A 13,794-nucleotide genomic window follows, 5' to 3' on the forward strand; every position below is an offset into this window, starting at 1 on the left:
CCTACTCTGCGATCCTGGTCCGATCGAACCACCGGAAGGCGGGCAGGTGAGCCCCGTCCAGCTCCAGCGACTCGCCGGAGTAGCGGAAGTGCTCGTAGCCGTTGCCCCTGGCGACCTTGACAGACTCGGCCATGCTCACGACCTCGCGGATGCAGTCCGCTGGGGGCAGATCGGCCGGACCGCCGACGAGTAGCACCCGGATCTGATCCATGATCGTCTCCTGTTCGGAATGATTGCGTCGAATTGCTTCCATGAATCGTCGCTCGGATATCTAGGACGCGACAGCGTGGGCCGGTGGCAGGTTGCGGACGGCGACAATGTCCACCGGCCAAAGGGGACACCGCCGTTGACACGCGCCCGCGAGTGCGTGAGCCTTGGGCACCAAGCGGCAATCGGGCCTGAGGTGGCATGGTGACTACATTGCAGATACCCCGCACATTCCAGGAGATACTGAGGCCGCATCTCCCCTATGCGGACTCCGGCGAGCTCGCCGATTCGAATGAGCTCGCCAATTTCGGCCTGGATTCGATGGGCATCGTCGCACTCATGGGCGATCTCGAAGACCACTACGGAATCGAGCTGCCCGACGACATCCTCAATGAGGCGACCTTTGCGACGGTCGGCTCGCTCTGGCGGACACTGGTGGTCCTGGTGCCCCACGCCGGGGACGAGCTGTGACCGGCGCCCGCGATGTCATCGTCCTCGACGACCTGCTCCGCATGGGTGACCCCGATCGTCCCGCGCTCACCTTCCGGGACGAGACCGTCACCTATGCGGAGCTGGCCGAACGGGTCGCCGCCGCCGCCGCCGGACTGCGCGGTCTGGGGCTGCGCCACGGCGACCGGGTCGTCGTCTTCCTGGGCAAGCGGATCGAGACCGTCGTCGCGATGCTCGCGGTCTCGGCGGCCGGCGGCGTCTTCGTCCCGGTCAACCCGGTCGCGAAGCCGGTCCAGGTGGGCTACATCGCCGCCGACTGCGCCGCCCGCGTGCTGGTCACGACACACGAGCGCCATCGCGTCCTGGTCGGCGAGCTCACCGGCGCCACCACGATCGAGCACGCGGTCCTGATCGGCGACGAGGCCCCGGCGGCACCGGTCCCGCCCGCGTGGAGCACCGTCGGCTGGGCTGAGCTCTGCTCCGGCCCGGCGGCGGCGCGGGAGCGGGTCATCGACACCGATCTCGCGGCGATCTTCTACACCTCGGGCAGCACCGGCGGGCCCAAGGGCGTCGTGCTCTCGCACCGCAATCTCGTCGCCGGCGCGCAGAGCGTCGCGGCCTACCTGGAGCACACCGCCGACGACGTGGTGCTCTCGGTGCTGCCGCTCAGTTTCGACGCCGGATTCAGCCAGCTCACCACCTCGCTGATCGCCGGGGGGCACCTCGTGCTCGTCGACTACCTCCTGCCACGGGAGGTGGTGCGGATGTGTGCCAGGCACGGGGTGACCGCGCTCACCTGCGTACCCCCGCTGTGGTTGCAACTCGCCGCCCAGAGCTGGTCGCCCGAGGCGACCGCGCGCCTGCGCTACTTCGCGAATACCGGCGGACGGATGCCGCGCACCACCCTCGGCCGTCTCCGCGAGCTCTTTCCCCAGGCCAAACCCTTCCTCATGTACGGGTTGACGGAGGCCTTCCGATCGACCTACCTCGACCCGGCCGAGGTCGACCGCCGCCCCGACTCGATCGGCCGGGCGATCCCCAACGCGGAGGTCCTGGTGGTGCGGCCGGACGGCTCGGTCTGCGACCCCGGCGAGCAGGGCGAGATCGTGCACCGGGGCGCCCTGGTGGCGCAGGGCTACTGGAACGATCCGGCCCGCACCGCCGAGCGGTTCCGGCCCTACCCGCCGCAGGCCGGACCGGCCCGGGCCGAGTGCGCGGTCTGGTCCGGCGACCTCGCCTACCGCGATGACGAGGGCTTCCTCTACTTCGTCGGGCGCACCGACGACATGATCAAGACATCCGGGTACCGGGTCAGCCCGACCGAGATCGAGGAGGTCGCCTACGCGACCGGCCTCGTCGGCGCGGCGGTGGCCTTCGGTGAGGAGGACGAGCGGCTCGGCCAGCACGTCGTCCTCGTCGTCACCGGCGCCGACGGCGCGGTCTGCGACGTGGAGACCCTGCGCAAGCTGCTCGATCGGGACCTGCCGAAATACATGCTGCCGCAGCGGATCGTCGTCCTCGACGAGCTGCCCCGCGGCGGCACCGGCAAGTTCGACCGGCCCGAGCTGCGCCGACGGGTGGCGGCATGAGCGGCGAGACCGACTGGGCCGGGCGCGACCAGGGGGAGCTGACGATCGGCGGGGTCGGGGTGCGGCGGCTCGCCGCGCGCGTCGGCAGCACGCCGTTCTTCGCCTACGACCGGGGCCTGATCGGCGCCCGGGTCGCCGCCGTCCGGGCCGCGCTCCCCAGTGGGATCCACCTGAGCTACGCCGTCAAGGCCAACCCGATGCCGGCCCTGCTCCAGCACATGTGCGGCCTGGTCGACGGCTTCGACGTCGCGTCCGGGCAGGAGCTGCGGCACGCCCTCGACACCGGCGTCGACCCGTCCGACGTGAGCTTCGCCGGACCCGGCAAGCGGACCGGGGAGCTGACCCAGGCGATCGCGGCCGGTGTCACGATCGAGCTGGAGTCCGAGCACGAGCTCATCCGGGTCCGCGCGGCGAGCGACGCCCTCGGCATCGCCGCCCGCGTCGCGCTGCGGGTCAACCCCGACTTCGAGGTCCGCGGCTCCGGGATGCGCCTCGGCGGCGGTCCGCAGCAGTTCGGCATCGACTCCGAACGGGTTCCGGCGGTCCTCGCCCAGCTCGGCGGCTCCGGCCTGGAGTTCCAGGGCTTCCATGTCTTCGGCGGCTCGCAGAACCTGCGCGCGGAGAGCATCTGCGAGGCGCAGCGGCGTACCGTCGAGCTGGTCCTCGATCTTGCCGACGCGGCGCCGGGCCCGGTGCGCTACCTCAACCTCGGCGGCGGCTTCGGCATCCCCTACGCCAGCCGCGACGTGCCGCTGGACCTGGCCGCGGTCGGCGACAACCTGGCGAAGCTCGTCGACGGCGAGATCCGGACCGGCCTGCCGTCGGCACGGGTCGTCATCGAGCTCGGTCGTTACCTGGTCGGCGAGGCGGGGGTCTATGTCACCCGGATCGTCGACCGCAAGCAGTCGCGCGGCAAGACCTTCCTCGTCGTGGACGGGGGGCTGCACCACCAGCTCGCGGCGACCGGCAACCTGGGCCAGGTGATCCGCCGCAACTATCCGATCATGGTCGCCAACCGGGCCGACGAACCGCTCACGGAGACGGCGAGCGTGGTCGGCTGCCTCTGCACGCCCCTGGACCTGCTGGGCTCCGATGTGGAACTGCCCCCGGCTGAGGTCGGCGACCTGGTGGTGGTTTTCCAGGCGGGTGCTTACGGCCTGACCGCGAGCCCTACGGCGTTCCTCAGCCACCCCGCACCCGCCGAAGTGCTGGTGTAACCCCTGAATTTTAATGCTGGACACGCCGCATTTCCTGCAATAAAAGTCAGGATCAACTCGCGACTAGGAGTTGATCCTGACTTTTATTGCGCTTTCGACGGCGTGTCCAGCATTAAAATTCAGGGGCTAGGCAGGGGCCAGCTGGAGGCTGGTGGGGAAGAGGGACGGGGCCAGATCCGTCTCGTCCGCCCGCCAGACAGTCGCGACCGTGGCGTGGGGGCTGGAGACCGCCCGCTCGGCGCCCAGGGCGACCATGCGCAGGATCGAGGTCACGCCGTCGGCGGAGATCAGGTCGGGGTCGACCCGCAGGGCCACGCTGGTACGCCCGCCGCGGACCGTCACCCGCACGTCGAAGGGCTGGCCGAACTGCCGGGCCACCGGGGTCCAGGCGAACTCGGCGGGGGCGGCCGCCCTCGGCTGCGGTGCCTCGCCGTCGAGCTGGAGATAGTTGAACCAGCAGGGGAAGAGGCGGTTGAACCAGCCGTCGTGCGCGGCGGGCGGACCGATCTCGGCGGCGAGCGCGGCGATCCGGTCGATGTCGTAGCAGGAGGCCCGATAGGCCTTGGCGGCGGCCCAGTGCAGCTGGGTGACGAAGGCCGCGAGCGAGACGTCCGGGTCGACGTCGGCGACGACCGGGATGAGCTGGTTCATCGTGCCGACGATCTTCGCCGACTCCGGCGTGAAGCGGTTGGAGGACATCACGCCGATCGCGACGCGCGTGCTGTCCGTGTAGCGGGCCAGCCCGGCGGCGACGAGCGCCACCAGCACGGCGGGCGGAGTCACCCCGTGCAGCTTCGCCGCCTGTGCGGTGAGGAAGCTGAGCCGGTGCGAGTGCAGCGTGGCCTGGATCCGGTCCCGGGTGACACCGGCGGGCAGCGTCGGCAGGGCGGGGATCAGCTCGTCGGTGAGGATGCGGCGCCAGTAGCGGTCGGCGCTCTCCTGCCGGCCGCGCGCCGACTCGTCGCGCTGGCGCTCGGCGAGCTGCCGTGGTGACGGAGCGGCCGGCTCCTCCGCGCGGGGATCCGCGATCACCGCCCGGAACTCCGCCTCCAGCCGGTGGATCGACCACACGTCGAGGATGAGGTGCGAGAACGACATCGACAGGAACATCGGCGCGCCGTCGGTGGTGACGAGCACTCCGCGCCAGCACAGCTCGTCGGTCATCGCGAAGGGCCGGCTCAGCAGCTCGACGGTGGTGCGGTCGGGGTCGCCGAAGTCGGTGATGACGCGGTCGACGTGGACGATCGGCGACCCGACGCCGGGGTGCACCCGGTGCACCGGCTCGCCGTCGCGGAGGTGATAGGTGGTCCGCAGCGGCTCGTGGCGCAGGAACAGCACGCGCAGCGCCGCGTTGACCTGGCCGAGGGTGAGCCCGCGCAGGTCCCAGGTGGCCGGAAGGTTCGCCTCCTGCTTCCAGTCCTGCGGGTAGGAGTCGATTTCGCGCCAGCTATAGAGCTGACCGAAGCTGAGTGGCGCCTCGATGGACACGTGGACTCTCCCTCATCCGCAAGACGATTGACGCGACAGCGCCATTCGATCCAGTAATCCCACTGTAGCCACCGACGCTATCGGCGGAATTTCACCATCGTCAAGGCCGCGCGATGGCATGTTGTTTACGTCGTTAGTCGCCACCGCTCCGACCGTCCTTGATGGATTGACAGTCGTTCGCGTTGCTGGTGCTCTGTTCAATAGCATTCCGCACTCAGCCGTTCACGATTCCCACGCAATCGTGAATTCAATGGCCGGGTGCCAATTGCGTAACGCGGAACAGACCCAGACCCGCAAGACGGCGAAGCCTGAGGTGGCGACAGCGATGGTTGGCGAGAAGGCCCAGCGAGCCGGGACGGCGTCGAAGGACGGTGCCCGGACGGTGATCGGCGCACGCCCCGCGGCGACGGGGGAGCCGATCGCCATCGTCGGCATGGCGTGCCGGCTGCCGCAGGCCGGTGACCCGGCCGCGTTCTGGCGGCTGCTGCGCGGCGGCGTCGACGCGGTGACCGAGGCCGCCGAGGAGCGCTGGTCGCGGGAGATCGTGCCGGACTACCGCCGGGGCGGCTTCCTCGACGAGGTGGACCGCTTCGACGCCGGGTTCTTCGGCATCTCGCCCAACGAGGCGGCCGCGATGGACCCGCAGCAGCGCCTCGTCCTCGAACTCGCCTGGGAGGCCCTGGAGCAGGCCCGCATCGTCCCCGCCGGGCTGCGGGGGACCAGCGCGGGCGTCTTCATCGGTGCCATCGCGGGCGACTACGCCGCGATGCAGGACCGCCTCGGCACGGGTGGTGCGCACTCCTACACCGGCACCCACCGGGCGATCATCGCCAACCGGGTCTCCTACGTCCTCGGTCTGCGCGGTGCGAGCCTCACCCTCGACACCGGACAGTCGTCGTCCCTCGTCGCCGTGCAGATGGCGTGCGAGAGCCTGCGCCGCGGCGAGAGCGGGCTCGCGCTCGCGGGCGGCGTCAACCTCAACCTCCTCGCCGAGACGACCGCCGCGATCGGGCGTTTCGGCGCGCTCTCCGCCGACGGCCGGTGCCACGTCTTCGACGAGCGCGCCAACGGATACGTACGCGGTGAGGGCGGCGCCCTCATCGTCCTCAAGCCGCTGAGCGCAGCGCTGCGCGACGGCGACATCGTGCACGGCGTGATCCTCGGCGGCGCGGTCAACAACGACGGCGGCGGCGACTGGCTCACCTCCCCGAGCCGGCAGGCGCAGCAGGATGTCATCGAGCAGGCCTGCGCGCAGGCGGGGGTCACGCCGTCCGATGTGGCGTACGTGGAGCTGCACGGCACGGGCACGAAGGTCGGCGACCCGATCGAGGCGGCGGCGCTCGGCGCGGCCCTCGGTGCGGGGCGCCCGGCGAAGCAGCCGTTGCTGGTGGGCTCGGTGAAGACCAACATCGGCCACCTGGAGGGCGCGGCGGGCATCGCCGGGCTGCTCAAGGTGGTGCTGAGCCTCAAGCACGGCGAGGTGCCGGCGACCGTCGGCTTCGCCCGGCCCAACCCGGAGATCCCCCTCGACGAGCTGCGGCTGCGGGTCGTCCAGGAGACCCAGCCGTGGCCGGGGCGCAGCCGGATCGCCGGCGTCAGCTCCTTCGGCATGGGCGGCACCAACTGCCACCTCGTGATCGGTGCGCCGCCCGCCCCCGAGGCGGCGCCGCCAGCGGCCCCGTCGGCGCGGCCGGTCACGGGCAGGCCGGACCTGCCGTGGGTGCTCTCGGCCCGGTCGGCACCGGCACTGCGCGCTCAGGCCCGGCGCCTGCACGAGCACCTCACCGCGTCGCCCGACCTCACGACACCCGACATCGCGCTGGCACTGCTGCACACCCGGGCCGAGCTCGAGCACCGGGCGGTCGTCGTCGGCGGGGACCTCGCCGACCGGACCGCCAGCCTCGCCTCCCTCGCCGCCGGGCAGCCCGACAGCCGGGCGATCATCGGCTCCGCCACCCGCGGCCGCACCGTCTTCGTCTTCCCCGGGCAGGGTTCGCAGTGGCCGGAGATGGCCCGCGACCTGCTCGACACCTCGCCGGAGTTCGCCGCGCGGCTCACCGCCTGCGACGAGGCGCTCTCCGCCTTCGTGGACTATTCGCTCCTCGACGTGCTGCGGGGCAGGCCCGGTACGCCGGACTTCGCCCGCGTCGACGTCGTCCAGCCCGCGCTCTGGGCCGTCATGGTGTCGCTCGCGGAGCTGTGGCGGGCCCGTGGCGTACACCCCGAGGTCGTCATCGGGCACTCGCAGGGTGAGATCGCCGCGGCGACGGTGTCCGGCGCGCTCTCGCTCGCCGACGGCGCGCGGGTGGTGGCCCTGCGCAGCCGCGCCATCAACGCGATCGCCGGCAGCGGCGGGATGATGTCCGTCGCCGCGCCGATCGACGTGGTCGAGGCGGCGGTCGGGCGGCTCGCGCCGGATGCGACCGTCGCCGCCTACAACGGGTCGCGCGGGATCGTCGTCTCCGGCACCACTGCCGCCCTCGCGGAGTTGGAGCGGGAGTTCACCGCCGCCGATCACCGCACCCGGATCGTCCCGGTGGACTACGCGTCGCACTCCGTCGCCGTCGAGCAGATCCGCGACGAGCTGCGGGTGGCGCTCGCGCCGATCCGGCCGGTCTCGACCGAGACCCTCTTCCTCTCGACGCTCACCGGCGAGCCGATCGACACCGCGCGGCTCGACGCCGACTACTGGTTCCGCAGCCTGCGCAACCCCGTCCGCTTCTGGCAGGCGACCCAGGTCGCACTGGAGCTGGGCTGCGGGCTCTTCGTCGAGTGCAGCCCGCACCCGGGGCTCGTCGCCGCGCTGCAGGAGACGATCGAGGAGGCCGAGCGCGATGCCGCCGTCGTCGGCACGCTGCGCCGCAACCTCGGCGGCCCGGACCAGTTCGACCGCTCGCTCGCCGAGGCCTATGCGGCCGGTGCGACCGTCGCCTGGGACAGGACGGCACCGGTCGACCGGCAGACGCTGATCGACCTGCCCACCTACCCCTTCCAGCGGCAGCGCCACTGGCTGACCCAGCCGGGCGAGGCGGCTCCGGCGCGCCGCGGGGCGGCCTCCGCCGTCGCGGAGCCGGTGGAGAGCGAGCAGCCGGCGCCGACCCGGTCCCGCCGCGAGCTGCGCGACCTCGTGCTCGCGACGACCGCCTCCGCGCTGGGCCACGCCGACGCGCGAGCCATCACGAACGGAGCCGCCTTCAAGGAGCTCGGCGTCGACTCGGCGACCGCGATCGAGCTGCGCAACCGGCTCCGCGCCGCGACCGGCCTCGCCCTCCCGACCGGCCTGCTCTTCGACTACCCGACCCCCGACCAGGTCACCGACCACCTGCTCGCCCTGGGCAACCGCACGGCGGGCGGGACCGCGACCGCAGCGCGGTCCACTGTGGATGCTGACGGCGATCCGATCGTCGTGGTCGCGATGGGCTGCCGCTACCCCGGCGACGTGCTGACGCCCGAGGACCTGTGGGCGCTGGTCGGCAGCGGTGCCGAGGCGATCGGCGACTTCCCGGTCAACCGCGGCTGGGACGTGGACGCGCTCTTCGCGACCGGTCCCGAGCGTTCCGGCACCAGCGACACCCGGCGCGGCGGCTTCCTGCGCGACGCCGACCAGTTCGACGCCGGATTCTTCGGCATCAGCCCGCGCGAGGCGTCCGCGATGGATCCGCAGCAGCGGCTCCTGCTGGAGATCTGCTGGGAGACGGTCGAGCGGGCCGGGATCGACCACGAGTCGCTGCGCGGCAGCTCGACCGGCGTCTTCGTCGGCGCGATGGCCTCGGACTACGGCCCCCGCCTGCACCAGGCCGGCGGGGCGGTCGACGGACACCTGCTCACCGGCACCGCGCTCAGCGTCGCCTCCGGGCGCATCGCCTACACGCTCGGCCTCGAAGGACCGGCGCTCACCGTCGACACCGCGTGCTCGTCGTCGCTCGTCGCGATCCACCTCGCCGTGCAGGCGCTGCGCCGCGGCGAGTGCACCCTCGCGCTCGCCGGTGGCGTCACCGTGATGTCGACGCCCGGCATGTTCGTCGAGTTCTCCCGCCAGGGCGGCCTCGCCGTCGACGGCCGCTGCAAGGCCTTCGGCGCCGACGCCGACGGCACCGGCTGGGGCGAGGGCGCCGGGATGCTGCTGCTGGAGCGCCGCTCCGACGCGCAGCGCAACGGCCACCAGATCCTCGCCGTGATCCGGGGCAGCGCCGTCAATCAGGACGGCCGTAGCAACGGCATGACCGCACCCAACGGCCCCGCCCAGGAGCGGGTGATCCGGCAGGCGCTCGCCGACGCCCGGCTCTCGCCGCGGGATGTCGACGTGGTGGAGGCGCACGGCACCGGCACGAAGCTCGGCGACCCGATCGAGGCGCAGGCGCTGCTCGCCACCTATGGCCAGGACCGCCCCGCCGACCAGCCGCTCTGGCTCGGCTCCCTGAAGTCCAACATCGGCCACACCCAGGCCGCGGCGGGCGTCGGCGGCGTGATCAAGATGGTGCTGGCGATGCGCCACGGCGTCCTCCCGGCCACCCTGCACGCCGACGAATCCACCCCGCACGTCGACTGGAGCGGCGGTGCGGTCGCGCTGCTCACCAAGCCCGTCGCGATCGCCCCCGGCCGCACGATCCGGGCCGGTGTCTCCAGCTTCGGCATCAGCGGCACCAACGCGCACCTCATCCTGGAGCAGGCGCCCGCCGCCGAGCCCGGTCCGGCTCCCGTCGGCGAGACCGGGCCGCTCGTCTGGGTGCTCTCGGCCCGCTCGTCCGCCGCGCTGCGCGCGCAGGCAGGTCAACTGCACGACTTCGCGATGTGTACGCCGGCCGAAGACCTCCCCGCCGCCGCCGTCGAGCTGGCCCGGCGTACCCGTTTCGAGCACCGGGCCGTGGTGGTCGCCGGGGACCGCGACGAGCTGCTCGCCGCCCTCGCCGCGCTGGCCGAGGGCACCGGGCACCCGAGCCTCACCGAGGGGGTCGCGGGCACCGATCTGCGCCCGGTCTTCGTCTTCCCCGGGCAGGGTTCGCAGTGGGCCGGGATGGCCGTGGAACTCATGGACGGCCACCCGGGCTTCCGGGCGGAGCTGCTGCGGTGCGACGCGGCGCTGAGGGCGTACACCCCCTGGTCCGTCGTGGACGTGCTGCGGGGGACCGACGGCGCGCCCGCGCTGGACGGCTCCGAGGTCGTGCAGCCGGTGCTCTTCGCGGTGATGATGTCGCTCGCGGCGCTCTGGCGCGAGCTCGGCGTCGAGCCCGCGTCGGTGATCGGCCACTCGCAGGGCGAGATCGCCGCCGCCTGTGTCAGCGGCGCGCTCTCCCTGCAGGACGGTGCCCGGATCGTGGCGCTGCGCAGCCGGATGCTGATGCGGCTCACCGGCTCCGGCGGCATGACCGCGGTGGCGCTGCCCGCCGCCCGCGTCGAGGAGATGCTGGCGCCGTGGTCGCAGCGGCTCTGGGTGGCGATCCACAACGGACCGACGAGCACGGTGATCGCCGGTGACCCGGACGCGCTGGACGAGTTCGCGGCCGCCTGCGACGAGTCGGTGCAGGTCCGCCGCCTGCCGGTGGATTACGCCTCGCACACCCCGCACATCGAGTCGCTCCACGACGAGCTGCTCGATGTCCTCGCCGGTGTCGCGCCGCACACCACGGAAGTCGGCTTCTGCTCCGCCATGGAGGGCCGGTTCATCGAGACCTCGGAGCTGACGGCCGACTACTGGTACCGCAGCCTGCGCCACCCGGTGCAGTTCGAGGACGCGATCCGGACCTTCGCCGGCCGGGGAACACCGCTCTTCATCGAGGCGAGCCCGCATCCGGCGCTCACCGGCCACGTGCAGGACACCCTGCGCGACGCGGGCGACCCCGGCGACTCCGTCGGCTCGCTGCGGCGCGGCGACGGCGGCTGGCGCCGGTTCCTCACCTCGGCGAGCCAGGCCTTCGTCCTCGGCGCGCCCGTGGACTGGTCGGCCGCGCTCGCCCCGGCGGCCCGCCGCGACATCGACCTGCCGACATACCCCTTCGAGCACCGCCGCTACTGGATCGAGGGCGACACCGCCGCCGACGTGTCGGCCAGCGGCCTGACCACCTCCGGGCACCCGCTGCTCGGTGCCGTCGTGCCCCTCGCCGAGGGCGGGGGACACCTGCTCACGGGTCGGATCTCCCGGGGCGCGACGCCGTGGCTGACCGACCACGCGGTCGACGGCTCGGTGCTGCTGCCCGGCACGGCCTTCGTCGAGCTGGCCCTGGAGGCCGCGACGGTGGCGGGCTGCGACCTGATCGAGGAGCTGACGCTCGAAGCGCCGCTGGTGCTCCCCGAGACCGGTGCGGTCCAGGTGCAGCTCACCGTCGGCGCCGACGACGAGGGCCGCCGCAGCATCACCGTCTTCGCCCGACCCGCCGACGACCCCGAGGGCGGGTGGACGCGCCACGCGACCGGCACGCTGGGCACCGCCGCCCCCGCGCACCTCGCGACCGGCGGCGAATGGCCCCCCGCCGACGCCGTCCCGGTCTACCTCGACGATGCCTACGAGCAGCTCGCCGAGGGCGGCTACGAGTACGGCCCCGCCTTCCAGGGACTCGTCGGCGCATGGCGGACGGAGACCGACGCCTATGTCGAGGTCGAGCTCCCGGCCGCCGTGCGCGACGACGCGGACCTCTTCACGCTGCACCCGGCGCTGCTCGACGCGGCACTGCACCTGCTCGTCCTCACCGGACTCGCCGATGCGGGCGACGGGTCGCTGCTGCTGCCGTTCCACTGGAGCGGCGTGCACGTCGCGGCTCGCGGCGCGCAGTCGCTGCGGGTGCGGCTGACCGGCTCGGGCGAGGACCGGGTCGGCCTCACCATCCACGACTCCGCCGGGCAGCCGGTCGCGACCGCCGAGGCGCTCACCCTGCTCCGGGTTCCCCGCCGCAGCGGTGCCCTGCGCCCGCGCGGCCAGGCGGTGCCCTACGCGATCGACTGGACCGACCTGTCGCTGCCCGAGACCGATCTCGCCGGGCAGCGCTGGGCGCTCGTCGTCGGCGACGGTTCGGCCGACGGGCTCGGCGCCTCGCTGACGAAGGCCGGCCTCGACATCGCCGTCTACTACGACCTGCCGTCGCTCGCCGACATGACCGCGGGCGACGTGCCGGGCACCGTCGTCGTCGCCTACACGCCCGAGATCGACCCCGACGACCTGGCCTACTCGGTGCGCGAGGGGATCTACCCCGTCATCGACCTGCTCCAGGCGTGGGTCGGCGACGACCGCTTCACCGGCAGCAGGCTCGTCTTCGCCACCCGGGGCGCCTTCGACACCCCGTTGACGACCGACGGGCTGGCGCACGCTCCACTGTGGGGACTCGTCCGGGCCGCGCAGGTGGAGCACCCCGGCCGCTTCGCGCTGCTCGACCTCGACGAGGGCGACTGCAACTGGGGCCTCGCCGCCGCCGCGATGGATGCGGGGGAGACGCAGCTCGTCGCCCGTGACGGCGGGGTACGGGTGCCGCGGCTGGCCCGCCGCGACCTCCCGGCCGACGCCGTCGCCACCGAGGTGGACCCCGCGGGCACGGTCCTGGTGACCGGCGGGACCGGCGGCCTGGGCGCGCTCGTCGCGCAGCGGCTGGTAGAGCGCCACGGCGTCCGGCACCTGCTGCTCACCTCCCGCCGGGGCGCGGCGACGCCGGGCGCGGACGAGCTGGTCACCGTGCTATCCGAGCTGGGCGCGTCGGTCACGATCGCCGCCTGCGACGTCGCCGACCGGCGAGCGCTCGCGAAGCTCCTCGCCGCGATCCCGGCCGAGCACCCGCTCACCGGCGTCGTGCACGCGGCGGGCATCCTCGACGACGCCACCGTGCAGGGGCTCTCCGCGCAGCGGATCGACTCGGTCTTCCGCCCCAAGGTCGACGCGGGCTGGCTGCTGCACGAGCAGACCCGCGACCTGCCGCTGAAGCTCTTCGTCCTCTTCTCCTCGATCGCCGGCGTGCTCGGCAACCCGGGCCAGGGCAACTACGCCGCCGCCAACGTCTTCCTCGACGGCCTCGCCGAGCACCGCCACGGCCTGGGCCTGCCCGCGACCTCGATCGCGTGGGGCCTGTGGGCCACCGCGACCTCCATGACCGGCGGCCTCGACGACGCGGACGTGGCCCGGCTCGGCCGCTCCGGCATCGCGCCGCTCAGCTCCGAGCAGGGTCTCGACCTCCTCGATGCCGCGCTCGCCTCACCCGACGCGGTGGTGGTCGCGAGCCGCTGGGACAACGCGGGCCTGCGGGCGCGCGCCGAGTCCGACCTGCTCACGCCCATGCTCCGCAGCCTGGTACGCGCACCGCGCCGCGCCGACACCGCGACGTCCCGTCCGGCGGCCGCCACGAGCGGCGGGGGAGCGGCGGAGCTCGTCGCCCGCCTCACCTCGCTGGCACCGGCGGACGCCCGCCTCGTCCTGGTGGACCTGGTGCGCACCCAGGTGGCGGCGGTCCTCGGCTATGCCAGCGTCGACGGGGTCAATGCGGACCGCGCCTTCAGCGAGCTGGGCTTCGACTCCCTCACCGCGGTCGAGCTGCGCAACCGCCTCGACGCCGCGTGCGGGCTGCGACTGCCCGCCACGCTCGCCTTCGACTACCCGACGGTCGCGGGGCTCTCGGACTTCCTCTTCCGCACCCTGGTCCCGGCGCCGCAGTCACCCGACGAGGCGCTGCGGGCGAGCCTGGATCAGGTGGCCCTGGCGCTGCCGCACCACGACGACGCGACCCGCGGCAAGGTCATCGCGATCCTGCACAGCACGTTGGCACGGCTGGAGGCCGGTCCGGCCGGTGCGACCACCGTGCAGGACAGGATCCGGTCGGCTTCGGACGACGAGATCTTCGCCTTCATCGACAACCAAATCTGAGTCCGGT

Annotated in this window: 6 protein-coding genes; 4 read left to right on the plus strand and 2 right to left on the minus strand. The window is 72.9% G+C overall.

The genetic code is table 11. From position 1 onward, the window contains the following. Nucleotide 1 precedes the first annotated feature (1 nt). On the minus strand, nt 2-211 hold the full coding sequence (locus F4553_RS34090; protein WP_184844743.1) for a DUF5988 family protein: 210 nt from the start codon (nt 209-211) through the stop codon (nt 2-4). Nucleotides 212-411: 200 nt separating this feature from the next. On the opposite strand from F4553_RS34090, the gene F4553_RS34095 reads away from it, so the two are divergent. The 3 genes from F4553_RS34095 to F4553_RS34105 are packed head-to-tail and all read left to right on the plus strand — an operon-like array spanning nt 412 to nt 3,463. Beyond that, complete coding sequence (locus F4553_RS34095; protein WP_221470584.1) at nt 412-678, plus strand: phosphopantetheine-binding protein; 267 nt, start codon at nt 412-414, stop codon at nt 676-678. Further along, on the plus strand, nt 675-2,246 hold the full coding sequence (locus tag F4553_RS34100) for an acyl-CoA ligase (AMP-forming), exosortase A system-associated (RefSeq protein WP_312875493.1): 1,572 nt from the start codon (nt 675-677) through the stop codon (nt 2,244-2,246). The genes F4553_RS34095 and F4553_RS34100 overlap by 4 nt, the downstream gene beginning before the upstream one ends. Next, complete coding sequence (locus F4553_RS34105) at nt 2,243-3,463, plus strand: pyridoxal-dependent decarboxylase, exosortase A system-associated (protein ID WP_184844749.1); 1,221 nt, start codon at nt 2,243-2,245, stop codon at nt 3,461-3,463. Before F4553_RS34100 ends, F4553_RS34105 begins: the two co-directional genes overlap by 4 nt. 126 nt (nt 3,464-3,589) lie before the next feature. Here the strand turns inward: F4553_RS34105 and F4553_RS34110 are convergent, their stop codons facing one another. Further along, complete coding sequence (locus F4553_RS34110) at nt 3,590-4,951, minus strand: condensation domain-containing protein (RefSeq protein WP_184844752.1); 1,362 nt, start codon at nt 4,949-4,951, stop codon at nt 3,590-3,592. 325 nt (nt 4,952-5,276) lie between these two features. Between F4553_RS34110 and F4553_RS34115 the strand changes: the two genes are divergently transcribed. Next, complete coding sequence (locus F4553_RS34115) at nt 5,277-13,787, plus strand: type I polyketide synthase (protein ID WP_184844755.1); 8,511 nt, start codon at nt 5,277-5,279, stop codon at nt 13,785-13,787. Nucleotides 13,788-13,794 lie beyond the last annotated feature (7 nt).

The sequence above is a fragment of the Allocatelliglobosispora scoriae genome (assembly GCF_014204945.1).
In the GTDB taxonomy this organism is placed as follows: domain Bacteria; phylum Actinomycetota; class Actinomycetes; order Mycobacteriales; family Micromonosporaceae; genus Allocatelliglobosispora; species Allocatelliglobosispora scoriae.